This is a genomic window from Clostridium sp. UBA1056 (genome assembly GCA_002316385.1).
Taxonomy (GTDB): Bacteria; Bacillota; Clostridia; order Clostridiales; family Clostridiaceae; genus Clostridium_J.
This window is the reverse complement of record DCDL01000037.1, coordinates 12,797-36,543: the sequence shown is the minus strand read 5'-3', so window position 1 is coordinate 36,543 and position 23,747 is coordinate 12,797. Positions and strand designations below refer to the sequence as shown.

Sequence of the window (23,747 nt, the reverse complement as noted above, 5' to 3'; positions counted from 1 at the left end):
ATTTATTTTCAGATGCCTAACTACAAAGGAGGAAGCTATGTCTAATTTAAGTTTTAAATTTATAGAAAAATATTATCCAGTATTTCTAGAGGGTATTCAGTGGACTTTAATAGTAGCAATACTGTCAGTTATATTTGGAGTAATCCTTGGAACTCTTCTTTGCTTTATGAAAAGATCCAAGGTATCTGTATTAAAAATACCTATTCCTAAGGTTATAGCTTCTGTTTATATAGAATTTATAAGAGGAACACCGCTACTACTACAAATTTTTATAGTATATTTTGGTACAACCTCCTTCGGACTTAAGCTTACTCCTGTAGTAGCTTGTGTAATAGCACTCTCTATTAACTCCGGAGCCTATGTAGCAGAAATAATAAGAAGTGGAATTGATGCAATAGATAAAGGGCAATTAGAAGCTGCAAGAAGTCTAGGTATGAATCAAAGAATGGCAATGCAACATATTATTTTACCTCAAGCCATAAGAAACATTTTACCTGCTATAGGTAATGAATTTGTTGCTATAATAAAAGAATCTTCTATGGCATCAGCTATTGGCGTTGCTGAGATAACCTATGGTGCTAAGCTAGTTACAGGTGCTACCTATAGAAGTTTTGAACCTCTAATTGTAGCAGCTATCTGCTACTTTATCCTTACATTTACTCTAGGAAGATTAATGGCTTATGTGGAAAGGAGACTTAAAGGAAATGATTCACGTTAAAAATTTAAAGAAAAACTTTGGAGAAATAGAAGTTCTAAAAGGCATAGATGAACATATTAAAAAGGGAGAAGTTGTTGTAATTATTGGCCCTTCTGGTTCTGGTAAGTCTACTTTCTTACGCTGTCTTAACCTTCTTGAAAATCCTACTTCAGGAGAAATTATATTTGAAGGAAAAAGTATTACTGATAAGAAGGCTAACATAAATAAATTAAGAGAAAAAATGGGAATGGTATTTCAACAGTTTAATCTATTTCCACATAAATCAGTATTAGAAAATATAACCATAGCTCCTATTAAAGTAAAAGGTGAAAAATCAGAATCAGCCAACGAAAAAGCCCTATCTCTTTTAAAAATGGTAGGATTAACTGATAAAGCCAATTCCTACCCTAATTCCTTATCTGGTGGACAAAAGCAAAGAATTGCCATAGCTAGAGCTTTAGCCATGAATCCAGATGTAATGTTATTTGATGAACCTACCTCTGCTTTAGACCCTGAAATGGTTGGAGAAGTTTTGAATGTTATGAAGGAATTAGCTAAAGAAGGCATGACCATGGTGGTAGTTACTCATGAAATGGGCTTTGCAAGAGAAGTTGGAGATAGAATCTTATTTATGGATGAAGGAAAAATTCTAGAAGAAGGTACCCCAGATGAACTCTTTGGAAATCCTAAAAATCATAGAACCATAGATTTCTTATCTAAGGTTTTATAAGGATAGTAAAAATTCTTAATAAATTTTTATAGAGTAGTTTAATATATGATCTAATTATTCTTAGCATATAAATCACATTAAAATAACCAGTAACTTTACTTTAAGGGTAAATTACTGGTTATTTATATTACTCTTATTATTTATAATTTCGTAGTAATGTAATATCTAACTATCAAGATGTTGAACTAACCTTTGAAAGTTAAGATATCTTTTAATTTCTTTGTCTAACTCCAATTTTAACACCATTTGGATCACCTATGAAGACATACTTTTCCATAGGTCCATTGATTATTTCTATGTTTTGTTCTTCTAGTTTTCTTACAGACTCATTAAAGTCATTCACATTAAATACAATAGAAATATTTGAGCTATTAGCTTTTTCTACTTCTGTAAAGCTCTTTGGATATTCTATTAATTCAATAATTACAGACTCTTCATCCTTTAAGAAAACAATGTGTATTCCCTCTGGAGTATCTATTCTTTGCATCTCTTTTAATTCTAAAATTTCTTTATAAAATTTTGCTGATTTTTCTAAGTCTGTTACTGCTATTGTGACCATTTCTAAATTCATAAATACTACCTCACTTTATCAATTTTATACCAACTACCATACAAAATATATTTTCATCTTATAATAATATTCCACTTACTTTTATGTAAGTTGTTTATCTAATTACTCAATCTACTCTATCCAAATTAGTATAACATAAAATTTAAAACTAGTACTAGACTATATTATAAACTATTATGCTCATACGCCTAATTTAACTTTTCCTATATCTTTTTTTCATATAAATAAAAAAGACCTTTTCGCCAATTTACTTCTCCTACCTTAGTGTATCCTAATTTCTCATACATTTTCAAAGCAAAGGGATTTAATGAAAAAGCATCTAATCTAATAGTTTCAATACCTTCACTTCTTAATAACTCTTCAATTAGAAGCATAGTCTTAGTGCCAATCCTTTGATTCTGAAACTTCGGATTAACACATAATCTATGTATAATAAAAAAAGACATATCTTTATATTGCCAATTCATATTGTTATATTCTTCATCATATTCTTGATTTAACACAAAAATAGATGCTATTTTAGAATCAATTTCTCCTAAAAACATTTGATTCTTTAAAATATCTTGCATCAATATATCTTTATTAGGATATAAGTCATCCCACTGTAAAATATCATTTTTATTCATTTCTTCTATTGCAGTTTTAACTACTTCAATAACATTACTTAAATCTTTTATATTAGCTTTTCTTAATTTTAATTCATTCACTATCTTTCTCCTTATTTTATATCTATAATAAAATAACTTTTCTTTATCCTTGCTAGAATTTAAGATTGTCCTTCTTTCACTTCTTTTAAAATCTACTGACCCAACATTTTTTTTGAAACAGATAATTATCTATTTCCACTATAGCCATAACAAATGAGAAGATATACCCTGTTTATTCTTCAAATTATAATATAAACTCTATTCCTTTTACATTACTTTCTCTCATTGAAATGATATAATTATATAAAAGCTGGTTATAGCATCTTTAGCAATGAATTAACTTTATGGATTAAACCTCAATAATACTTTATCTACATGAAAATTAAAGAATTGAGAGTAAATATATAACGGAAGATGGTGATTTAACTGTGAGAAAATATTTTTTAGAATCAGAGAACATTGGATTCTCTAAATGGGAAAAAGACGACATCGAATTGGCACGCTCCTTGTGGGGTGATAGAAATGTGACAAAGTATATATGTTCCACTGGAGTATTTACAGAACAAGACATTAAAATCCGATTAGCAAAAGAGATTGATATGGACTGTAAGTTTGGCGTTCAATATTGGCCCATCTTTGATATTACAACGGAAGATTTAATAGGCTGTTGTGGACTTCGCCCTTATGATTTAGAAAATCGTATATATGAAATTGGTTTTCATATTAAATGCAAGTATTGGGGGCAAGGTATAGCATCAAGAGGAGCAAAAATCGTTATTACATATGCATTTGATGTTTTAAATGCTAGTAATATATTTGCTGGTCACAACCCTAACAATACAACTTCTGGAAAGCTCCTCTCTAAATTAGGCTTCCATTACATAGGGGATGAGTTTTATGCTCCAACAGGATTAAACCATCCGTCTTACTTATATCTTAAAATAACCGACTTTATATTTTCTACAAACATGAAATCCTAATTTTTCTGCTGTTTTTTGTGATGCAATATTATCTTCGGTACAATCCCATATAGCATTTCTACCTCGAATCTCTGTTTCTCTTAGGACATTCTCCACTAAAGAAATCGCAATACCTTTTCTACGAAAATCTACTAAAGTATCAACAGTAATATTATCCTTATCATCATAAGTACCAATAATTATTGCTCTTCCTATAATTTTATTATCATATATAGCCGCATATCCATAAGCTTTATTTAAATATTTTTCATAACATCCCCAAGAAATATTGATTTCATTTTTTACATATTCACTATTCTCATAATTGTTATAAAAAAAATCTCTATCTATTCTTTCAATAAAAAACTGTATGTTATTTATTTCAACTACTTTTCTGCATTGTAGCTCATATTCATATTGTAATGAAAAGGATATTTCATTATTAGAATATATGTTACATATCATTTCAGATAATTCCTCAGTGTCTGTTGCATATTCAAACTCTTCAATTTCTCTACTCTCTAAAAATGGTTTTATTGTTTTTGACATAAATTCTTTAAAGTCATTATACTGATTAACCATTAATGGCTTACCCATAAATTGAAATCCCGCTTGATACTCACTCCAAATAAGTAACATTGATGGCTCAATTATAGAATCACACCAAACTTTCCCAACCATCTCATCAGATAATACAGATAAATAGTAAATACAACTTGTTTCTACCTCAAATTTTTTAGCAAACTCTCTGCTACAATTATTATATTCATACATATTATCTTCCATCCTTTACTATTAGATTCAACATTTTCCTATCAGCATTATTAACTATTATACCATTTTTATCAAGGCATTGAGAATGAATCAATTAATAATGTATATTTTATTTTTCTACTTATTTGTGTAATAAACTTATTAAATATTGCTTGGATATGATTTTATGAGTACTGAAATAGAAAAACTAGCACACATTTAAAAAGAGAGTAACAACATAGTATTCTTTGTAGGTGCTGGTGTTTCAGCTGATTCAAGACACAAAGTCCCTATTTTAATAAAATAAAAAGTGCCTAATTATTATAGGCACCCTATCATTTATAAATATAAATGTTAAGACTTAAGTATATCTTTTAAGCGAAGAGTGAATTCTATTTTAATTTAATAGGTAAAAGTAAGTCAATGTGACCATCTATCCCATTTTCAGGCCACCCCATATGAGAGGAATAAATCCAGTTCAAGTGTTCTTCCAAACACCCCCCCATAATTTCTTCCCCTTGCTCACTGTAATTAGGAACATACTTTTCGTTTTTATTTGCCCATTTTATCAGTAACTCCCATTCTTGAAAGTTTGGAAATTCTATGGTATGGGCTGCATACAGTCCTCCCTCAAATTTCTTTTTAACAAGAGGTGCAGGTACTTCTAAGCCATCTGGAATTGTTACCCAATCCTCATATCCATGATATGATCTATTTGATGATGGATTTGGATTATTAAATCCAAACATTCTTGCATTAGGCATCTTTTCGTACAACTTGCTCTCACGAATAAATTTGTCCACTACAACCCCAACGGTTTCTTCAGGATTCTCTCCAATAAAATGATACGAAGCCACAGTACATGGTGGTAATAAAACAATACGAACACTTTTTATTTTTTCCAATATCTCATTTGCCTCATTTAGTTCTTCCATTAATCGTTCCTCCTTAAAATTGACTTTTGAAAGGCTGAGCGTTTGTATGACACTCATGACTTCAGCGTCGTCTAGAAGGTCTAGTTTTACATGAGTATGTGACTCTTTGTTCAATCGTGTAATAAACATACTCAAAATATCACGTATGGTTTGAAGTGCTGATATCTCATTATCAAGCTTATTCATATTTTCTTGAAATACCTCCACAATTTTAATCTGCTCAGTATCATTCAAAATCAAGGCAATCTTTTTCAAAGGGATACGTAGTTTTCGCAGTGTAATAATCTGTTGCAGACGTCTTACAGCAGACTCGTCATACACACGATATGCGTAATCCTTCTTCCGAATGCTAGGTAATAGTCCAATTTCATCATAGTATCTAAGCATTCTTGTGGAAACATTAAAAGTCTTTGTAACCTCGCTGATTGTCATAAGATTCATATATTCCCCTCCTCTCTAAAATCATTATAAAGTACGACACAACGTCAAAGTAAATATCTTTAAAAGATTTTTTATGAATTATTTAAATACTATGTATTTACACTAAACTATAGATTTCTATTTATCTACTTTTATATTATTCTTACTATATCATGGACAATCTTTTGTTTACAATATATGTCTTAATAATTATTTTATTTTTCCATTTATTTATGCCATAATAAGAATATCAAATATAATTTGGAAATAATTTTATCCGATAACGTTTCATGCCTATGGATAAGTTCCCCTTTCCAAATCAACGATTAGAGGAGGTTCACTTATGAGTACTGAAATAGAAAAACTAACACACATTTTAAGAAATAGCAATAACATAGTATTCTTTGGTGGTGCAGGAGTATCCACCGAATCAGGAATTCCAGATTTTAGAAGTTCAAATGGTTTATGGAACGAAAAATTAAAAATTAATTTTACTCCAGAGCAACTTGTATCTCATAGTTTTTATATGCGATACCCTGAAGAATTTTTTAGCTTTTATAAAGCTAAATTGATTTATCCTGAAGCTAAGCCTAATGGTGCACATATTGCTTTAGCTAAACTTGAAGAAATGGGTAAACTTAAAGCCGTTATTACTCAAAATATTGATGGACTACACCAAGCTGCTGGTTCTAAAAATGTATTTGAACTTCATGGATCTGTTCATAGAAATTATTGCACCAAATGTCATGCTTTTTATGATGCTAACTTTATCTTAGAATCAAAGGGAGTACCTACTTGCACTAAATGTGGTGGAAGTGTTAAACCCGATGTTGTTCTTTATGAAGAAGGTCTAGATGATGATGTTATTAGAGGTTCTATAGATACTATAGCTAATGCTGATACTCTAATTATTGGTGGTACTTCTCTAGTTGTTTATCCAGCTGCTGGATTAATAGATTATTTTAGAGGTAAGTATTTAGTTCTTATAAATAAAAGCTCTACTTCTGCTGATTCTAAAGTTGATTTAGTTATTAATGATTCCATTGGTAAAGTTTTAGGTGAAGCAGTTAATCTTTTATAAAATAAAGGTAGTCATCTTGACTACCTTCTACTGTAATGCTAAAAAAGCCTAGTAATGAAACTATGCTTTCTTATTAAAAACAAAGTATGTTATCTAATAATTTGATTTATTAAAATATGTAGGTTAAATTTCACTTTATCTATTTCTTTATCCTTATCATATAAATTTATACTCCTTGACTACATTTCAATATATATGCAGGTGGTACATTTAGCATTACCTTATCAACGTCTATATTAGGAAAGTAATGCATAAAAAAATTTCTTTTTATCATCGAATATTGAAATGTAATAAATAATCCATTTTCTTTTAATACTCTTTTTGTGTTTTCTAATATGTTTTGAGATATATTTAATGGTAACGATGTAAATGGTAATCCAGATATAATATAGTCCACTTCTAAAATATTATATTTTTCCAGATATATTTTTATATTTTCAGCTCCATCATTTATTATTTTAACATTTTTTTTATTTATATATCTATAATACAATTCTTTATAGAAAATTATATTACTCTCAAATACTAATAAAAGAGTATCTTCACTCTTTCTATTTATCACTTTTTCAGTAAATATTCCTGTACCTGCCCCATACTCTACTATGCACTTACAATCTCTAAAATTTATATTTTCTACTATTTTATTCGAAAGATATTTACTACTGGGTGCAATAGCTCCAACGTTTCTTGGATTTTTTAAAAATTCCTTTATAAATTTCACTATAAGCAACTCCTTAAATATAATTATAGACTAATTATATTTAAAAATAATTAAGAAATTTATAGGGAATTTCTTAAGAATATCTAAAAACAATTAAAAAATTTCTTATAAATATCTTAAGAATTATCAAGATATTTAATATTATCTTCTAACGTATGTAAGTTCAACCATTCCATCTATATTTTTATTTTCAATTAGTTTAAGCTTAATTTCTGAATTCTCTTTGATAAATAGAGGAATCCCCTCTCCTAGGATAGTTGGGATTATTGTAATAATATACTTATCTATAAGATTTTTATTTATAAATTCATGAATCAACTTCCCTCCACCAACTAGCCAAATATCTTTTCCTAATCCACCTTTTATATCTGATACAAACTCTACAATACTTTCTGAAGTGAATTCTACTTTTTCATTATCTTCATATTCTTTCTCAGTAAATACATAACACTTTTTCCCTTCATATACCCAAATATTAGGTGATAATTCATTAATTACCTGCTCATAGGTAATTCTCCCCATAACAACAGTATCTATGGTACTATAAAACTCTTCATATCCATTATCAATTTCTAATACTTCACCTTGTCCACTTAGCCAATCAACTGCACCATTACTTCTTGCTATATATCCATCTAAGCTCATAGCTATGTATAAAACTATCTTTCTTTCCATTTTAATCTCCTTTTAATATAAATTTAATATAAATTAATTCTATATCTACTTTAATAAAAAAACTATTTATATTATACTAATATAAGATTTAATTCATTCATAAAGGAGAATATATTATGACACAATTACCTTTAAAAGATTTTAAAAATATAGATATTTCGAACTTAGACAGTCATATTGAAGATTTTAGATCACTCTCATTAAAATATCGTTGTGCTCTTCGTGAAATTGAAGCAAAATTCGCAACACTTAATGATGAATATAAAAGCATTCACTCCCATAATCCTATTGAACATATGAAGTCTAGACTTAAAACTCCTGAAAGTGTTCTTGAAAAACTTCAAAGAAAAGGGCTAGAATTCTCTATTGAGTCTGCTGAGACCTTAACTGATATTGCTGGAATTCGAGTTATTTGTTCATTCCTTAGTGATGTTTATGAGATTGCAGCCTCAATTAAGGCACAAAATGATTTGACTGTTATTAAAGAACGTGATTACATAAAATCTCCTAAAACTAATGGCTATCGTAGCCTTCATTTAGTTGTTAGTATTCCTGTTTTCTTTTCAAAAAAAGTTGAAAATGTTCCCGTTGAGATCCAGTTTAGAACAGTTTCAATGGATACTTGGGCAAGCCTTGAACACAAATTAAGATATAAATATAGTGGTGAAATGCCTAATGATATTAGTGAAATGTTATTAAACTGTGCTAATATTACAACTGACCTTGATGAAAAAATGCTTATGGCTCATAATCGTCTTATAACATAATCACATTTAAATTCTTAAATTTAATAGAATACAAATAGAGGACGCTTTAAATTTATTAATTAGTTTTTATTTTAATTACAATAAATTTTAATTCGTCCTCTACTTTTTTATCTAAATTATTAGTGAGAAAAGTCTATAGACTCTGTCTAAATTATTAATCTCGATTAGGCACTACTTTAGCATCATTTAAAAGATTATCCACTTGATAGTCATTAATGTTTAGATTTATTTTTTCTTGCATAAGCTTTAGTATAAGTTCTTCCTTTTCTTCTTCAAATATACCAGAATTCTGAATACTTTCTATAAAGCTATCTAAATCATAAATGATGCAATCTCCTTCATAAGCTCCTAATTCGGTACATATATCTACTGAAGCCTGAAGTGGATCTGTTGAATAATCAACATATAACATGCTTCTATCATCTGATGACTCCTCTATTTTTCCCACATAATATCCTGCCACATATTTTCTTGCATCATCCTCTTCTCCAAATCCTAGCACATCTCCATTTGGTGTTACAACTATATAATTATGATAAGGTATCTTTGTATTCATAATTGCCCTCCTTTTAGTGGATTTTAACTATATTTTAAGTTTTCCAAAGGACAAAGTTATTATACTGAGTAAAAAATAACATCAAAATAAATATAGCCTTGATTTAGGCTTTTATTGTAACTTAGATTAGGCATCTTCAAAAAATATACTTCCCATCTTTGAATTATTATTTACTTTCAGATGCCTTAATTATTTTTATTTTTTATAATCGTGATAAATCTAAAGCATAAAATAAAACTCCATATATAATAAAAGAAAAACAAGTAAATGCATGATATATGACATCAAATTTTATTATTTTATTTCTAATCCTTTTATCCATTAGCTTTTTCTTTGATGATAAAATTTTTATTCTAAATAAAATCTCAAATATACCTAATAAAACTGCTGGTACAGATAGCAAGTTTAATTTAGGTACAAAAATATTACCAGATATAATATTTTTTATGTCTCTAGTAAATCCACAAAGAGGGCAAGTTTTTCCTAAAAATCTATAGGAAAGACATCCATATGTAATTGGAAATATTTTATTAACCATCCTCGATATAAAAGGTAAAAATATCATTGCTATTACTAAAATAATCAAAATCACATTAAAAATATTATATTCTTTTACTATCTCCTGGCTTTTCACCTTGTAACCCCCTAATAATTAAAAACAAGATGCCTTTACAGACATCTTTTCGTGGTATGCTTTTACAAATATAATTTTATACTAATGCTACTCCTAATGATGCTACGCCTATAATAAATATTAAAAATATAATAGCCATACATATTCCTATTATAGAACATATAAATCCACCCTTAGCCATTCCAAGAGCTACACCTGCTTCTTTTTTCTTCTTCATGTCTATAAATCCTAATACTATACCTACAACTCCTAGCACTAGAGACAGCCACCATAAGCATCCCCATGAAATCACAGTAAATACAATACTACAAATTCCCAATACCAATGAAGCAACACTCATACAAAATCCTCCTTGTAAATTTTATCAATCTATTCATTGTATTAATTCATACTAAATATTATTACAAAATTATTAACTTATCTTGAAAAATTAATAAACCCCTAAGTGTTGATAACACTAAATAGGTTTATAAGATATGTACTAATCATACACCTTTACGAATAAGATTAGCTTTCTTATTACACTTAACATAGTTCTATACAAAGGGGCTTTAGCAAAATAAGCTAATCTAAATAAATATTGAATAAGCACTTATATTATTAACGCTCAGCCGTTTCGGAATATTGATTTACTAAAGCATTNNGTAATAAAATATTCATAGAGGTTCTTCTAATAAATTAGAAGAACTAAGTTCGAATAACTAAATCAAATATTTAGATTCTTACTTATTCAAATGGCATTCGCTAACAATAATATTAAAGTGCATCTTCAATATTTTATATAAGATTAGTAATATATTTTGCGAAGCCCCTTTAAAAAGTTAACTATGAAACTTTTTACCTATAAAACTATATAAAATTTTAACTTTTTATATAGTTTTATATATAACTTTTTCCTATTAAACTGTCTAAATAATATAATAATTCCCCTATTCATGCTGGTTTTATGATTTTTTGTACCTAATTGCATGTTCAATTTATATTGAGACTCTAAATCATTTATATAATATAGAAAAGAGCCACCTCAAAATCATCTAGATTTTGCGATGGCCCTATAATCCTCAATTTACACTATCCCTCTTTATAAGGCATCTACTTACTGGGAAATAGTTATAATTACCTTACTTGTTTCCTTAGCAATTATATTATGCTCTTTCCTTGCATCAAAGGTTAAGAAATCACCACGTCTCAAAACAAGTCCACCTTCACCAACAAACTCCATATCAACAGCACCTTCAACTATAAATATAGATGCACTACCATCGTGAGTATGCTTTGGTAACCCGCTACCTTCTTGAAAGTTAAAGCACATAGTCTTAAACTTTTCATTCTTAGCTAAAACTTGGCTTCCTGCTGCTATATTATCTAAATTTACTGCTCTTCTATTTGATGTTAACATAATTTTCAAAACTCCTTTACTTATATTATTTATAACTCCTATTATAGGCATTAACGACCTCCAATACAATTACTATAAAAATTAATTTTCTTTTATTTTCTTCATAAATTATAAAATTATTCTTTTACTTATTACAAAAATAATTTTATCTTTTGTTAATTAATATAGAATCATTTTTATCCTTACTACCAATTTCTTAATACACTATAATTAATAATCATTTGAAAAGCATTAAATTTGGATAGTTTTATAGCTAGGTTACGCTTATGCAACCTAGCTATTTTATATTATATTTCTTAACATATATTATGATATTGTATTGTGATATTGCTAAAATTAGAATATCATATATTTTAATTTTAAGTTTTCTTACTACTCTTCCACAAATTCTATTACACCTTTACCAAGCTTACTCACTCTTGCTAATGAATATACTTCATAACCCTTATCTTCTAAAGATCTACGTCCTGGTTGAAAAGACTTCTCTATAACTATTCCTATTCCAGCTACCCTGGCTCCTGCTTCTTCAACAAGTCTTATAGCTCCTTGATCAGCCTCACCATAGGCTAAAAAGTCATCTATTATAAGTATATTATCTTCTGGTGATATAAATTTCTTTGATAAAGTTAATTCATAATCTACAGTTTTAGTAAAAGAATGTACTGTAGTTTGATATACATCTCCATTTAGAATCTTAGACGTTTGCTTTTTTAGTGTTACCATCGGTAATTCCATTTGAAGAGCAGTCATAACTGTAGGAGCAATACCCGAACTTTCAATAGTAAATATTTTAGTTATTCCATGATTTTCAAAATGCTCCTTAAAGCTTGTTCCTATATCATTCATTAATTTAGGATCGACTCCATGATTCAAGAAAGAATCTACCTTTAATACAGATTCATTTAATGCGACTCCATCTTTTAATATACGTTCTTTTAAAGCTTTCATTACGCCACCTCACTTCTTTCTACCTCTATTTTTTCTACTTTATCTTCCTTTAATACTAAGTTTAATATTAAAGCAGTTATAGTTCCTGTAGATATTCCTGATGAGAAAATCATCTTTAACCCTTCTGGTAATTGAGCTATAACATCTGGTCTAAAGGTAACTCCAAGACCTAACGCTATAGATGTTGCTATTATGAGTAAATTTCTTTCAGTTAATTTTACTCTACTTAAAGTTTTTATTCCTGCTGCTGCAACAGTTCCAAACATAACTACTCCAACTCCACCAAGAACTGGCTGTGGTATTCCACTTATTAGACCTGCTAACTTAGGTAAGAAACCTAAAATCACCATAATTATTCCTGCCATAATTGCAACATGCTTACTTGCTACCTTTGTTAAAGATATTAATCCTACATTTTGGCTAAAAGTAGTATTAGGGAAAGAGCCTACTATACCACCTATCATGCTTCCTATACCATCTGCTAATACACCAGCACCTACACGCTTTTCTTCCATTTCTATTTGAGAAGTTTCTCCAATGGCCTTAAGACATCCAACAGTTTCTATAGTAGTTACAAAATATGCTGGAATAAATGCAATTAGTGCCTTCATATCAAAGGTTACTCCATATTCAAATATTTTTGGGAAGGAAACCCAACTAGCTTCCTTAATAGCTGTGAAATCTACAAGTCCTAGAGGAATACAAAGTACATATCCTGCTACCATTCCAATTAAAATAGATGCACTACTAACCATACCTTTTCCATATCTATTTAAAATCAAAGTGAAGATTAATACAAACATAGCTATGGATAAATTCTTTATACTACCATAATCTGCGGCCCCAACTCCACCTGCTGCCCAATCAATAGATACTGGTAATAATGTTAATCCAATCAAACATACAACTGTTCCTGTAACTATTGGAGGGAATATTTTCATAAGTGGTTTAATAAAATAACTTAAAATAATTTCAAAGAATGCTCCTAAAATAGTAGCTCCAATTATTCCCGGAAGTCCAAGTACAGTTCCAACTGAAATAGATGGTGATACAAAGGTAAAATCTGTTCCCATAATGCAAGCAACTCTTGAACCTATAGCTCCAAAGCCCTTAGCTTGAATTATAGTTGCAATCCCAGATGCTAGAATTGTCGCACTTATTAATGCTGTAGTTATCTTTGGATCAAATCCTAAAGCACTTGCTATAACTAGAGGTACTACTACTATTCCTCCAAAAGCTGCAAATATATGTTGTATTCCAAATAATATCTTTTTGCCTAAACTTGGATTATCATCTACACCATAGGTTAACTCAATATCATTAGTTAATAGTTCTTCATTTTTCATAAATCTATCTCCTTTAGACTTTATTTTGATTTAATCTAAGGCTTAGCTACTTCCCTTGATTAAGTTGTAACCTCTCTTTAAAAAGGCAAATTACCAATCTTATATCATTCGAATGATTAAATTTTACTTGTAAAATTATAATCTCTATCTTAAATTCTTCTTTAAAATTCATAAAAGAGACAGTTCCTATTTGTAAAAATATAGAAGTTTAAAGAAAAATTAAAAGCACCTCAATAAAAATTGAGGTGCTGTGATTTATCACTATAAATAGAGCTCATAGTTTATAACAAAATACAACTCCCCGTAGTCTGCAAATTTACGGCTTGCAGGTAGAAACTTTCGGACCATATTACCGATTATATACGAGTTTTACTAATTGTATTGCCATTATAACACGAACATTTGTAATTTACAACTAGCCATTATTAAGATTTTTATAATGATATAATTTATCACTACATTGATTCTTCTCTAATATCTTCTACTGACTTATTTTTTCTTCCTTCAATTATATTTTGAAGATTTTCTCCTGCATCTTTAAATACTACAGATATTGTTAAGAATACAAGAAGTACAACTCCAAGAATCAAGAAGTCTTTTCCAACTACTGAGTAGTTAATTGTAGTAGCTGAGATAACTTCTCTTAATAATTCCACACTATAAGTAAATGGCATATATGGATTAATTACTTTAAAGAATTTAGGTACTATTTCTAATGGGAATGTACCTGCACAAGCTGTTAGCTGAAGTATTAATAATACTATTCCTAAAAGTCTTCCTGCATCTCCAAATAGTGAGATTAAACATTGAATTATTGCTATAAATACTAGTGATAAGAATATTATTGATGTAAAATACATTACTGTACTTGTTGGATTTAATCCTAGTCCAAGTACAACTACACTTACAAGTATTGCTTGTAATAAACCTATAAATCCAAAGGATAAGTATTTACCTACAACCTTATCAAATTTGGATAAACCGAAGTCATCATCAGTTTTAGCTGAGATAACGAAGAACATCATTATTGCACCTATCCATAAAGATAAGGATATAAAGTATGGTGCAAAACCTGTTCCATAATTAGGTACGTGGTTTACAGGTTCATTTTTCATATTTATTGGAGCTGATACAAAGTCACCCATTTCTTCTGATGAATTTATAAGTCCTGCTTTCATTTCACCTGCACCATCTTTTAAACCAGTTGCAAGTTCATTAGAACCTTTGTATAGCTTATCTACACCATCTTCTAATTCTGGTACTTTATTTGTTAACTCTGTTACTCCTGTACTTAGTTGATTTTGTCCATCTACTAACTTATTTGATCCTTCAACTAACTGATTTGATCCATTATATAAAGCTTGTATTCCACCACTTAAAGTTGGAACATTGCTTCTTAATTCTCCAAGACCGCCAGTTATTTCACTAGATCCATTATGAAAAGCTTGCATTACACCAGTTACGCCTGGAACATTGCTACTTAACGCTCCAAGGCCTCCACTTATTTCGCTAGATCCATTATATAAAGCTTGTATTCCACCACTTAAGGCTGGAATATTGCTTTTTAATTCTCCAAGGCCTGCATTTAAGCCAGACATATTGTCTGATAATGATTTTAATCCAGCTCCAAAGGAATCTTTAGTATTTTCGTTAAGTCCAGCTTCTAAGGAATTTAAGCCTCCACTAATTTCACTTACTCCTGCACTAACTTTATTCACATTATCTATTAAAGCTAATGTACCTGTTGCAAAGCCATTAACCTTACCAGTGTACCCATTTACAGCACCATTAAATTCTCCTAGTTTATTACCAAATTCCTTAGTTCCTGCTTGTAATTCTTGTATATTCTTTGGTGTTTCACTAGTTTCTTTACTTAAAGCCTGTATCTTTGCAAGTGCATCTTGAATATTAGGGTCTTTTGCTACCTCAGGATTTGATTGAACTGCTGTTACAATATCCTTAGCTATATCATTCATTTTTTCTGAAGATGTATTAACACCACCTATAAGCTTATCAACTCCATCTACAACTGATTGATATCCTTTATTTATGCCTGATGATGATGATGCTACATTATCACTGGCAGCTTTTAATTTTTCTCCACCTTCTTTTAATTCTTTTACATTACTCTCTCCAGCTTTTAATTTACCATTTAGCTCATTAGCTCCATCTTTAAGTAAATTTACATTGGGATAAATTCTCGTATTAAATGCACTATAAAGGCCTTTACTTCCTCCTGTTAATGCACCTGAACCATCATATAACTTATTTACTCCAGGACTCAAATTTGAAACCTTACTATTTGCTTCTGATAGTCCATTTGTCACTTGCTGTGAACCAGCATATAACTTATCTACTCCAGATGCTGCAATTCCTAGTTTATTTGTCAATTCCTGTGAACCACCATATAGCTTATCTACTCCAGAGCCTAACTCTGGAACCTTACTATTTACTTCTGATAGTCCATTGTTTATTGACTTTATTCCGGAATTAAGTTCGCCTTGTCCATCCTTTAATTGTGTTGCTCCGTCTCCAAGCTTATTAGCACCTTCAGCTAACATCGGTACTTTGTCATTTAGTTGACCAATTCCTTTGTAAAGTTCATTACTTCCGTCAGATGCTTTTACCAAACCATCCTTTGCCTTATATAGACTATCAAAGGCAACAGTGACATAGTTATTTGAAACTGTACTTACAATTTCTTCTTTAAGTACTTTTTCAACCTGTGAGTTAATTTGAGCCGCTAGAAAGTTCTTCTTCTCGTTACATACGAACTTTAAATCTGCTACTTGAGGCTTTCCATCTTTTGCAGCTACAATGTTTTTTGAAAAGTCTTCAGGAATTACAAATTTGGCATAATACCCCTCATTTTCTAATCCCTCATCAGCTTTTTCATTGCTAGTAAATTCCCAACCAACGTCCCCATTACTCTTTAGGTTTTCTACAACGTCTTCACCATAGTTTACCTTCTTTCCGTCAAGTAAAGCACCACCATCTTCGTTAACTACGGCTATGGTCATGTCCTTAACTCGTGCATAAGGATCCCAAAATGCATCTAAGTACAACAAGGAGTATAATAATGGTACTACAATGATTGCAATAACTGATATCCTTATGAACCTGTTCTTAAAAATGCTTTTAATATCCTTACCCGCAATTTTTAGAAAATTCATGCTACCACCTTCTTTAATTTTTTTATACTTACAGTAATATATAATATATACTACTTTTGTACTGGCCAGTCAATACAAAAATATAATTTTCCCTCAAATTCACAATTTTTTAATATTACATAAAAAAAGAATTTTCTAAGCTAGTTACTTTTTTAACTTAGAAAACTCTTCTTTAATTACAGATTATTTATTTTTTATGTTTACTTTTAAGATAGTCTTATACCATAATTAATATAACTTATAAACTTTTCTACTACCTCATCTTGGTCATAATTATTTTCATTTATAATTTCGTACAATGCAGATGAAAATAATACTCCAATGAAGCAGTAGCTTAGGATATCAGAATCATCATTCTTAATATTACCATGGGTTGTAATTCCTGATAATGTCTTTGAAGTTAAATCTATTAGACTTTTCATTTGACTCCTTATTTCTTCATGACGTTCTTTATTTCCCCATATGTGAGACATTATTACCCTAAACAGATCTTTATTAGTATATACATACTTAAGTAGAAGTCTTGCTGCTTCTTTCATCTTTTCTACAGGATCATCAATCTTTTCCATTGCCTTTGAAACTTCATCACTTATTAAATCGATCCCTGATTGTACAACGAAATAAAACAGTTCCTCTTTACTTTTAAAGTGATAGTATAGGGTTCCCTTTGCAACTCCAGCTTTGCTTGCTACTTCGTCCATGGTTGCACTCTCATAACCATTACTTGAAAATATTTTTATTGCAGCCTCAAAAATAATTTTTCTAGTCTTATTCATAATATACGCTTCTATCTAATATGACATGAAGCAACACAACTCCTTATTATTTATATTTTTCTTTTTAATATTATGCAAATTATTATATCACATTATCTGTATACTGACTAAACAATAAATTAAAATGATTAGTTACAACAATATTTTCAATGCATACTATTAAGGCACTATCAAATAAATAACAGATCAGTTTTCTCGCCTATTTACCACGAATACTGCGTAGTTAAAATCCTGTCATAGTGCCACTATGACAGGATTTTAACNNTCTTTGGTCTATTATTTATTTTCATGTGCCTAATTGTATATATCTGAAAACTCTATATTACACTTTTCTACTTTTGAACTTATGGTATTACTTTTGTGCGGTAAAGACTTTTTATATTGGTTCTCATCTTCTAAAACCATTATTGGAAGGGAAAATGTAAATTTGGTTCCTTCACCAACCTGGCTTATTACATCAATACTTCCTCCATGCATTTCAATTAAAGATTTAACTAGTGATAGTCCTATTCCACTGCCTTCATATCTCCTAGCTAAAGTATCATCAACCTGAGTAAATCTATCAAATATCACCTTTACCTTTTCCTCATTAATTCCTTCACCATTATCTTGAACTGATACAAAGACCTTTTTATCTTTAATACCTAAGTATACTTCAATTTTACCATCTGCTTTTGTATATTTGATTGCGTTAGATAGTAGGTTAAGCATTATTCTTTCAATCTTATCTGGATCACAAGCAATTATCTCTTCTTCAATTTCTGTATCAAATATCAATTCTACACCTTTATTTTCTATATATTGAGCTACGGAGATAGTAATGTCCTCTACTATACTAACAATATTATGATTCGCTAATTGTAATTCGTAGTATCCTGCATCTATCTTTGTTATATCTATTAAATTATTTACCAGTCTTAATAATCTATAGGAATTTTGTTTGATAGAATTCATATATCGCTTTAAATCTACTTCTTTTTCTGCATAAATAAGTTTATTTTCTATATTATGATTTATAAGTTGCATTGTAGCGAGGATGATATTTAATGGTGTCTTAAATTCATGTGATATATTTGAGAAAAACTCACTTTTAATTTGTTCCAATTGAATAGCTTCCTCATAGTTTTTTCTTTGTTCTTCTAGCTGTCGTTGTTTAGTTATATCTTTTCCTGTACATATAGATACTTTTCTACTTTTTAAATATCTACTTTGCCATTGAATCCACTTTATGTCTCCATTTTTGCATATATATCTATTTTTAAATGTCATTATTCTATCTTCATTTTTTAATATTTCTACAAAGTCTTCTGTTGGCTTTATATCATCAGAATGAAGTATGTCTGTCCAATCCATATCTGAAAGCTCCTCCGCGCTCCATCCTAAGGTCTTCTTCCAGCCATGGTTTACCTTTCTATACTTATAATCATCACCAATTATAACCATAAGATCGACAGCAGTATCTAAAAATAATTGTAATTCATTTTCAGTTTCTCTCCGTTTTTTAAGTTCCAATTTAATTTCTTTAGATAATTTATCATTTCTTATTAATACTGCAATCTGATTACATAATGTTTTTATAAAGTCATCATTGTTTAACTTTTCAACATCTATATCACTATATAGAATATTCATGACACCGATAATTTTGTTATTAAACTCAATTTTGTAAACTCCTATAAACCTTATTCCGTCAGCTTGAAATAAGCCATTATTTATTAAGTCTCTTCTTTCCTCTATAGTTTTTAGTCCTTCATTATTAGGATTCTCGAAAAAATAATCTAAATCTTTGTATTCTAATGAAATTTCTGTATTTTCACCAACTACTTTGCTATTCTTTCCCAAATAACATTCACAACATAACTTACTTTCTTTATCATCATAAGTCCATATACTCATATTATCTGCACCTAGTTTATCAATAATTTCTTCTTTTAAATTATCAAACAAGCCATTATCACCCTCATGACTATTTACTACTAAGTGATTTAAGGTTCCTAATTGGTTATGACTATTTACTAATTCTAACTCAACCTTTTTATTGAAGGTTATATCTCTTGAAATACCAACTATATATTTTACTTCTCCGCATTCATCTAATATAGGACCCTTGTAAGTTTCAAACCACTTATCTCCATCTAGCTTATTAATTAATTTCTCATCTAGTATTGGTCTTTTACTAATGATTACTTCTCTATCTGTCTTATTGTAATAGTCACAAAGACTTTCATCCACAAAGTCCAAATTATGATAACCTATAATACTTTCGTTCTTAATTCCAAATGTTTCTGCATGAGTAGTGTTTGCATATATATATTTTCCACAAGCATCTTTCATCCATACACCATATGGTAAACTATCTAAGAGTGTCTCCAAATCTCTTTTACTATACTTTTCTTTCTCTTTTATGGTAATAAAAAAGGCTTCTTCTCCATACCATATTTCCCTATTGATAATTACATTACAATAAATCTTTTCATGCTCTCCTAAAGAAAAAATGCACTCAGATACTCTCCTATTATTATCAAAATTACTTATGAGTTCACTCAGTATATTCGTATCTTGACGTAGCATTGTATTTATACAAGCTCCATTTACCTCTTCTTTGCTGATTCTAAACCTTTTCAATAGTTTAGAGTTGGCAAATAGAATTTTTTCTTTACTATCAACTATAAGAATCATTTCATCTAAACTATTAAAAACCTGTTCCATAAACTCCCCCCTTTATTGAACATTGATACTATTGCGTTATAATTATTGTAAAGCTATAGATTATTTTAATATTCCTTATTTTATATGTACATTATTCTAAATATTGTACTGTAAATATTTCGCTAATATATCCATACCATTTAATTATACATTTTTAGCTAATATATTACAATATATGTACTAACATATTTTGTAGTATATTCAATTATTTTGTAAGAAATCCATCGAATTTTATGTGAACATTTATAAATTAAAGAAAATTAAAGTTAATTATATCTATTTTCTTATAATCGGCTTATATGGTGTTTTTTGCTATTAACTTTTTTGCCAGTATCAGTGTATCATGTAATTAAGACAGTATAACTGATAAGATGAGGTGATGAAATGGAGTTAGAATTAAACTCAAAGGAACCTATATATATTCAGATAAAAAATTATATGAGAATGAAAATTGTTTCTGGAGAACTACAAAAGGGGGAGCGATTATTGTCTGTTAGAGATTATGCCAGTGAGCTCAAAGTTAACCCAAATACTATATTAAGAGTTTATTCTGAACTTGAAAATGAAGGATTAATAAATACTCAAAGAGGTATTGGAAAATTTGTAACAGAAGATGAGGCTGTAGTAGAAAACCTAAGAAAAGAATGTTCTAAGGAATTATTAAAAGATTTTATCCATAAGAGTAAGGCCTTGGGATTTTCTAAAGAAGAAATTTTAGAATTGATTATGAATATGTATGAGGAGGAATAGCCTTGCATAATGAAGTAAATTCCATAATAGCTGAAGAAGAAATATTAAAAAGCACAAATTTAAGTTCCATTACTGATAATATATTAGAAATAGCTAACCTATCAAAAAATTTTGGTGCAAAGCATGTTTTAAATGATATTAGCTTTACACTAAAAAAAGGTAAAGTCCTTGGAATTCTTGGACCTAACGGACAAGGAAAAACCACTCTTTTAAATATTATATCTGGATTATTTAAACCTACTCTAGGAAATGTAAGAATAAAAGGTATATCTGTTGGAAGAGAAACTAAAGAATTTGTTTCATACCTTCAAGAAAAAGACTATCTTTTTAAATGGATGAAAGTTAATGATGCTCTTAAGTTTTATAAGGATTTCTTTGATGATTTTAATGAAAATAAAGCCCTAAGTTTACTAAAATTCATGAACATCCAAACAGATGCCAAGCTAAAAGCATTATCTAAAGGTATGTTAGAAAAGGTAGCTCTTAGTCTAACCCTAAGTAGAGATTGTAATTTATATATTTTAGATGAACCTATTTCAGGAGTGGATATCATAAGTAGAGATAAGATAATTAACGCAATTATAGATAATTTAGATAGTAATGCCTCAATGATAATTACAACTCATTATGTAGGAGAGCTTGAACAACTTTTTGATGATGTAATATTTTTAGGTGAAGGTTCAATAATCGAAAGCGGTGATGCTGAAGAGTTACGTATCAAATATGGTACGTCTATAGACCAAATATATAGAAAGGTATTTGCAGAGTAGGTGAATGTTATGGAAAATACAATAACTAAAAGTAAATCAATCAAAATAAAAAATATTTTAGGTATATCAAAATATACCTTTAGAACCTTAAGAATAATGTATTTAATAGAGGCAGTCATTATAGTTTTAGCTCTTGGATCTAGTTCATTTTTATCAAAATATACTCTTGGATTAGATTTAATACCAGCTATTTCAATACTTCTTACTATGAACTTTATATCTCACATGATAATATTTTCTATGCAATTATCTAAAGAATATGGACGACTTTTATTTTTAACACCAATCTCAGGGATTGATTTTATCCTTGGTAACCTACTAGAGTTAGTTTTAGTGAATTTATTTATTGTTATGATTTTAAATCTAGGTGTGATAGTTAATTCAGGTAGTGTATCTTCCATAGTCTTTTTCCTTTCATTATCTGTGTCTGTAGGTACTACCATAGCATATTTGATTATAACTGCATTAATTGCTATATTAGGTTCCTATATTAGAAGCACTTCTTTATGTGTATTAGCTGTCATAGGTGTTTGTATTGTTGGAGATATTATTTACTCCTTTATAGCTAATATAATATTACATTTTTTACCTTATGTATATATGACCATAGGTAAATATGGAGCTATTGAAATAGATATATTCTCAGTGCTTATAGATACATTAGCTATAATTATACTTCAATTAGTTGCTGCTAATAGAATAGACAAAAAACTAGATATAGTTTAATTAATTATTAAATAGAGGTGTTTTTATGAAGAAGAAACTTTTTATTATAGTTCCTATCCTATTTCTTTCAGCTACTCTTCTTACAGGTTGTAATGTAGAGTTTGGTGTTAAGTCTAGACCTAAAAATAGTAATTCTATCAATCTTAACAATGATAAGCTTTTTAATGACTTTGGAAACAATTTTGGAAATAATCTTTTGAATAATTTGGGGAACATTGTAAATAAATATGATAACTTTAATGGTAGTAATAATGGTGATTTAACCACTTATGAGGAGGATATTTCAAAAACTATTCCTATGGAAGGTATTGAGGATATAGATGTTTTAATTTATGCCTCTAATCTAACGATTAACTCTGTAGACAGTTCAGATTTTACTATAACATGCAAAGGATCTAGCTCCTTTGTAAATAAAACCGACATTGAAAAAAGCGGAAATACTCTTAATATCGAAGAACATGGTATAAATCCTGCTACAAATTTTAAAGCATTGAATAATTCTTCCTTTAGAGAAGTTACTATCAATGTTCCTAAATCCTTTAATAAGAACCTAAATTTAAGTTGTGGTGCTGGAAATGTTTCCATTAATGGAATAAATACAGCAAAATTAAATATTGATGGTGGAGCTGGGAACCTAACGCTTAAGGATGTTATTTTTAAGAGTTTAGATCTTACTCAAGGCTTTGGTAATATGGATATAGACCTTTCTAACAAGTGTGGTGATATGAATATTGAAGGTGGTTTAGGTAATCTTTCTATAAAATTTGCTGAAGTTGGCGGAAATTTAAACTATGATGGTGGTATGGGTGAAACTGTTATATCTCTTCCAAATAACTCTCCTGTAAAGATAAAAACTTCTACTGGTATTGGAAGTATAGATATAAATGCTAAGACCTCTGGTGAAGATATATATACATTCGATTTAAATATAGGTGTAGGTAACTTAACCGTAAATTAGACAATGTAGATTTTAAAGATAAAGGGGCTTTCACAAAATATATTAC

The 23,747-nt window shown here is 29.3% G+C and carries 24 protein-coding genes and 1 riboswitch; of the genes, 9 read left to right on the top strand and 15 right to left on the bottom strand.

The genetic code is table 11. From position 1 onward, the window contains the following. The first annotated feature begins 37 nt into the window (after positions 1–37). Both B3W71_RS09900 and B3W71_RS09895 read left to right on the top strand, forming a co-directional pair. Entirely contained in the window at positions 38–718 is a 681-nt protein-coding gene (locus B3W71_RS09900; RefSeq protein WP_346888771.1) for an amino acid ABC transporter permease, read from the top strand. Beyond that, positions 705–1,427, top strand: a complete 723-nt coding sequence (locus B3W71_RS09895; RefSeq protein ID WP_346888810.1) for an amino acid ABC transporter ATP-binding protein — start codon at positions 705–707, stop codon at positions 1,425–1,427. The genes B3W71_RS09900 and B3W71_RS09895 overlap by 14 nt, the downstream gene beginning before the upstream one ends. Positions 1,428–1,638: 211 nt before the next feature. Here B3W71_RS09895 and B3W71_RS09890 read toward each other — a convergent pair whose 3' ends face one another. Beyond that, positions 1,639–1,998 (bottom strand): VOC family protein, encoded by a 360-nt coding sequence (locus tag B3W71_RS09890; RefSeq protein WP_346888770.1) that lies wholly within the window; start codon positions 1,996–1,998, stop codon positions 1,639–1,641. Positions 1,999–2,201: 203 nt separating this feature from the next. Next, on the bottom strand, positions 2,202–2,705 hold the full coding sequence (locus B3W71_RS09885) for a GNAT family N-acetyltransferase (protein WP_346888769.1): 504 nt from the start codon (positions 2,703–2,705) through the stop codon (positions 2,202–2,204). A gap of 368 nt (positions 2,706–3,073) precedes the next feature. Between B3W71_RS09885 and B3W71_RS09880 the strand changes: the two genes are divergently transcribed. Next, positions 3,074–3,625 carry a GNAT family N-acetyltransferase gene (locus B3W71_RS09880; protein ID WP_346888768.1) on the top strand — a complete coding sequence of 184 codons (552 nt, stop codon included), beginning with the start codon at positions 3,074–3,076 and terminating at the stop codon, positions 3,623–3,625. On the opposite strand, the gene B3W71_RS09875 is transcribed toward B3W71_RS09880, so the two are convergent. Further along, on the bottom strand, positions 3,575–4,378 hold the full coding sequence (locus B3W71_RS09875) for a GNAT family N-acetyltransferase (protein ID WP_346888767.1): 804 nt from the start codon (positions 4,376–4,378) through the stop codon (positions 3,575–3,577). The genes B3W71_RS09880 and B3W71_RS09875 overlap by 51 nt on opposite strands. A gap of 371 nt (positions 4,379–4,749) precedes the next feature. Then, positions 4,750–5,733 (bottom strand): effector binding domain-containing protein, encoded by a 984-nt coding sequence (locus B3W71_RS09870; RefSeq protein ID WP_346888766.1) that lies wholly within the window; start codon positions 5,731–5,733, stop codon positions 4,750–4,752. Positions 5,734–6,055: 322 nt separating this feature from the next. Here B3W71_RS09870 and B3W71_RS09865 point away from each other — a divergent pair, with 322 nt between their 5' ends. Then, positions 6,056–6,793 (top strand): NAD-dependent protein deacylase, encoded by a 738-nt coding sequence (locus B3W71_RS09865; RefSeq protein WP_346888765.1) that lies wholly within the window; start codon positions 6,056–6,058, stop codon positions 6,791–6,793. A gap of 166 nt (positions 6,794–6,959) precedes the next feature. Here the strand turns inward: B3W71_RS09865 and B3W71_RS09860 are convergent, their stop codons facing one another. Beyond that, positions 6,960–7,514, bottom strand: a complete 555-nt coding sequence (locus B3W71_RS09860) for a class I SAM-dependent methyltransferase (protein WP_346888764.1) — start codon at positions 7,512–7,514, stop codon at positions 6,960–6,962. Between the two features lie 141 nt (positions 7,515–7,655). Further along, positions 7,656–8,189: a dihydrofolate reductase family protein gene (locus tag B3W71_RS09855; protein WP_346888763.1), complete on the bottom strand. Its 534-nt coding sequence runs from the start codon at positions 8,187–8,189 to the stop codon at positions 7,656–7,658. Positions 8,190–8,305: 116 nt separating this feature from the next. Between B3W71_RS09855 and B3W71_RS09850 the strand changes: the two genes are divergently transcribed. Continuing rightward, positions 8,306–8,956: a GTP pyrophosphokinase family protein gene (locus B3W71_RS09850; RefSeq protein ID WP_346888762.1), complete on the top strand. Its 651-nt coding sequence runs from the start codon at positions 8,306–8,308 to the stop codon at positions 8,954–8,956. Between the two features lie 154 nt (positions 8,957–9,110). Here B3W71_RS09850 and B3W71_RS09845 read toward each other — a convergent pair whose 3' ends face one another. The 9 genes from B3W71_RS09845 to B3W71_RS09805 all read right to left on the bottom strand — a co-directional run bounded on the left by B3W71_RS09845 (position 9,111) and on the right by B3W71_RS09805 (position 20,497). Next, on the bottom strand, positions 9,111–9,512 hold the full coding sequence (locus B3W71_RS09845; RefSeq protein WP_346888761.1) for a hypothetical protein: 402 nt from the start codon (positions 9,510–9,512) through the stop codon (positions 9,111–9,113). Positions 9,513–9,714: 202 nt separating this feature from the next. Next, positions 9,715–10,146: a hypothetical protein gene (locus B3W71_RS09840; protein WP_346888760.1), complete on the bottom strand. Its 432-nt coding sequence runs from the start codon at positions 10,144–10,146 to the stop codon at positions 9,715–9,717. A gap of 76 nt (positions 10,147–10,222) precedes the next feature. Continuing rightward, the gene (locus B3W71_RS09835) at positions 10,223–10,486 is read right to left on the bottom strand and encodes a hypothetical protein (protein WP_346888759.1); all 264 of its coding nucleotides are present in this window, start codon (positions 10,484–10,486) and stop codon (positions 10,223–10,225) included. A gap of 756 nt (positions 10,487–11,242) precedes the next feature. Continuing rightward, the gene (locus tag B3W71_RS09830) at positions 11,243–11,596 is read right to left on the bottom strand and encodes a cupin domain-containing protein (protein ID WP_346888758.1); all 354 of its coding nucleotides are present in this window, start codon (positions 11,594–11,596) and stop codon (positions 11,243–11,245) included. A gap of 321 nt (positions 11,597–11,917) precedes the next feature. Next, the gene (locus B3W71_RS09825) at positions 11,918–12,493 is read right to left on the bottom strand and encodes a xanthine phosphoribosyltransferase (RefSeq protein ID WP_346888757.1); all 576 of its coding nucleotides are present in this window, start codon (positions 12,491–12,493) and stop codon (positions 11,918–11,920) included. After that, positions 12,493–13,839 carry a nucleobase:cation symporter-2 family protein gene (locus B3W71_RS09820; protein ID WP_346888756.1) on the bottom strand — a complete coding sequence of 449 codons (1,347 nt, stop codon included), beginning with the start codon at positions 13,837–13,839 and terminating at the stop codon, positions 12,493–12,495. The genes B3W71_RS09825 and B3W71_RS09820 overlap by 1 nt, the downstream gene beginning before the upstream one ends. 284 nt (positions 13,840–14,123) lie before the next feature. Beyond that, positions 14,124–14,225, bottom strand: a riboswitch (purine riboswitch). Positions 14,226–14,294: 69 nt separating this feature from the next. Continuing rightward, entirely contained in the window at positions 14,295–17,012 is a 2,718-nt protein-coding gene (locus B3W71_RS09815) for a YhgE/Pip domain-containing protein (protein ID WP_346888755.1), read from the bottom strand. A 206-nt stretch (positions 17,013–17,218) separates the two neighbouring features. Continuing rightward, positions 17,219–17,788: a TetR/AcrR family transcriptional regulator gene (locus B3W71_RS09810; RefSeq protein ID WP_346888754.1), complete on the bottom strand. Its 570-nt coding sequence runs from the start codon at positions 17,786–17,788 to the stop codon at positions 17,219–17,221. A 294-nt stretch (positions 17,789–18,082) separates the two neighbouring features. Then, positions 18,083–20,497, bottom strand: coding sequence for a PAS domain S-box protein (locus tag B3W71_RS09805; protein ID WP_346888753.1), 2,415 nt, complete (start codon positions 20,495–20,497; stop codon positions 18,083–18,085). 384 nt (positions 20,498–20,881) lie between these two features. Here B3W71_RS09805 and B3W71_RS09800 point away from each other — a divergent pair, with 384 nt between their 5' ends. The 4 genes from B3W71_RS09800 to B3W71_RS09785 all read left to right on the top strand — a co-directional run bounded on the left by B3W71_RS09800 (position 20,882) and on the right by B3W71_RS09785 (position 23,701). Next, on the top strand, positions 20,882–21,247 hold the full coding sequence (locus B3W71_RS09800; protein WP_346888752.1) for a GntR family transcriptional regulator: 366 nt from the start codon (positions 20,882–20,884) through the stop codon (positions 21,245–21,247). 68 nt (positions 21,248–21,315) lie between these two features. Continuing rightward, entirely contained in the window at positions 21,316–22,017 is a 702-nt protein-coding gene (locus B3W71_RS09795; RefSeq protein ID WP_346888809.1) for an ABC transporter ATP-binding protein, read from the top strand. A 9-nt stretch (positions 22,018–22,026) separates the two neighbouring features. Continuing rightward, the gene (locus B3W71_RS09790) at positions 22,027–22,743 is read left to right on the top strand and encodes a hypothetical protein (RefSeq protein WP_346888751.1); all 717 of its coding nucleotides are present in this window, start codon (positions 22,027–22,029) and stop codon (positions 22,741–22,743) included. Between the two features lie 25 nt (positions 22,744–22,768). After that, on the top strand, positions 22,769–23,701 hold the full coding sequence (locus tag B3W71_RS09785; protein ID WP_346888750.1) for a DUF4097 family beta strand repeat-containing protein: 933 nt from the start codon (positions 22,769–22,771) through the stop codon (positions 23,699–23,701). The last annotated feature ends 46 nt before the right edge of the window (positions 23,702–23,747 follow it).

What these genes read in the sequence shown, in the direction of transcription:
- B3W71_RS09900 (WP_346888771.1), top strand. Translation starts at nt 38, where the DNA reads ATGTCTAATTTAAGTTTTAAATTTATAGAAAAATATTATCCAGTATTT.
- B3W71_RS09895 (WP_346888810.1), top strand. Translation starts at nt 705, where the DNA reads ATGATTCACGTTAAAAATTTAAAGAAAAACTTTGGAGAAATAGAAGTT.
- B3W71_RS09890 (WP_346888770.1), bottom strand. Translation starts at nt 1,998, where the DNA reads ATGAATTTAGAAATGGTCACAATAGCAGTAACAGACTTAGAAAAATCA.
- B3W71_RS09875 (WP_346888767.1), bottom strand. Translation starts at nt 4,378, where the DNA reads ATGTATGAATATAATAATTGTAGCAGAGAGTTTGCTAAAAAATTTGAG.
- B3W71_RS09870 (WP_346888766.1), bottom strand. Translation starts at nt 5,733, where the DNA reads ATGAATCTTATGACAATCAGCGAGGTTACAAAGACTTTTAATGTTTCC.
- B3W71_RS09865 (WP_346888765.1), top strand. Translation starts at nt 6,056, where the DNA reads ATGAGTACTGAAATAGAAAAACTAACACACATTTTAAGAAATAGCAAT.
- B3W71_RS09855 (WP_346888763.1), bottom strand. Translation starts at nt 8,189, where the DNA reads ATGGAAAGAAAGATAGTTTTATACATAGCTATGAGCTTAGATGGATAT.
- B3W71_RS09850 (WP_346888762.1), top strand. Translation starts at nt 8,306, where the DNA reads ATGACACAATTACCTTTAAAAGATTTTAAAAATATAGATATTTCGAAC.
- B3W71_RS09845 (WP_346888761.1), bottom strand. Translation starts at nt 9,512, where the DNA reads ATGAATACAAAGATACCTTATCATAATTATATAGTTGTAACACCAAAT.
- B3W71_RS09835 (WP_346888759.1), bottom strand. Translation starts at nt 10,486, where the DNA reads ATGAGTGTTGCTTCATTGGTATTGGGAATTTGTAGTATTGTATTTACT.
- B3W71_RS09830 (WP_346888758.1), bottom strand. Translation starts at nt 11,596, where the DNA reads ATGCCTATAATAGGAGTTATAAATAATATAAGTAAAGGAGTTTTGAAA.
- B3W71_RS09825 (WP_346888757.1), bottom strand. Translation starts at nt 12,493, where the DNA reads ATGAAAGCTTTAAAAGAACGTATATTAAAAGATGGAGTCGCATTAAAT.
- B3W71_RS09820 (WP_346888756.1), bottom strand. Translation starts at nt 13,839, where the DNA reads ATGAAAAATGAAGAACTATTAACTAATGATATTGAGTTAACCTATGGT.
- B3W71_RS09815 (WP_346888755.1), bottom strand. Translation starts at nt 17,012, where the DNA reads ATGAATTTTCTAAAAATTGCGGGTAAGGATATTAAAAGCATTTTTAAG.
- B3W71_RS09810 (WP_346888754.1), bottom strand. Translation starts at nt 17,788, where the DNA reads ATGAATAAGACTAGAAAAATTATTTTTGAGGCTGCAATAAAAATATTT.
- B3W71_RS09805 (WP_346888753.1), bottom strand. Translation starts at nt 20,497, where the DNA reads ATGGAACAGGTTTTTAATAGTTTAGATGAAATGATTCTTATAGTTGAT.
- B3W71_RS09800 (WP_346888752.1), top strand. Translation starts at nt 20,882, where the DNA reads ATGGAGTTAGAATTAAACTCAAAGGAACCTATATATATTCAGATAAAA.
- B3W71_RS09790 (WP_346888751.1), top strand. Translation starts at nt 22,027, where the DNA reads ATGGAAAATACAATAACTAAAAGTAAATCAATCAAAATAAAAAATATT.
- B3W71_RS09785 (WP_346888750.1), top strand. Translation starts at nt 22,769, where the DNA reads ATGAAGAAGAAACTTTTTATTATAGTTCCTATCCTATTTCTTTCAGCT.